Annotated in this window: 1 protein-coding gene; it reads left to right on the top strand. The window is 69.0% G+C overall.

The annotated features are described in order from the left end of the window. Window positions 1-115 precede the first annotated feature (115 nt). Window positions 116-839, top strand: a 724-nt coding sequence (locus tag AQJ11_RS45035) for an IS481 family transposase (protein ID WP_059267391.1), incomplete at its 3' end; no start/stop codon positions are given.

Raw genomic sequence — 839 nt, 5'->3', positions numbered from 1 at the left:
TGTTCTCTTCACGGAGGTTGGTGACGCAGGTCTCGGCTGAGAGATCTTGAAATGGGTGAGGGCCCTCTGGCTCGGTGTGGATTGCGACATCTGCACCGGCAACAGAAAGGCCCTCGTGCCCCACCGTAATGCACCCCTGACCGAGACCGGCCGTCTGCGCCTTGCCCGCTGCGTGGTTGAGGACGGCTGGCCCCTGCGCAGGGCCGCTGAACGCTTCCAGGTCTCACCGACCACGGCCCAGCGATGGGCCGACCGCTACCGGCAGTACGGCGAAGCGGGCATGACCGACCGTTCGAGCCGCCCGCACGTCAGCCCGCGCCGCACCCCGACCCGGACAGAGCGCCGGATCATCAAGGTCCGCGTCCTGCGCCGGTGGGGGCCGGCCCGCATCGCCGGCCTGCTGCGCCTGGTGCCCTCCACGGTCCACCGCGTGCTCGCCCGCTACAACCTGGCCCGTCTTATTCACCTGGACCGGGCAACGGGCCACGTCATACGCCGCTACGAACGCGACCGGCCCGGCGAGCTGGTCCATGTCGACATCAAGAAGCTCGGCAATATCCCCGACGGCGGCGGTCACAAGGTCCTGGGCCGACAAGCGGGCCGCAAGAAACGTTCCGGCACCGGCTACAGCTACCTGCACACCGCCGTCGACGACCACTCCCGCCTCGCCTACAGCGAGATCCACGCGGACGAGAGGAAGGAGACCGCCACCGGCTTCTGGCAGCGGGCCCAGGCGTTTTTCTCCCAGGCCGGGATCACCGTCGAACGGGTACTGACCGACAACGGCTCGTGCTACCGCTCACGCGACTGGCGCGACGCCCTGGCGGCGGCCGGGATCG

This window comes from Streptomyces corchorusii (assembly GCF_001514055.1).
GTDB classification, from domain to species: Bacteria; Actinomycetota; Actinomycetes; order Streptomycetales; family Streptomycetaceae; genus Streptomyces; species Streptomyces olivaceoviridis.
The sequence above is the reverse complement of the archived record's forward strand: the minus strand, read 5'-3'. Positions and strand labels throughout refer to the sequence as shown.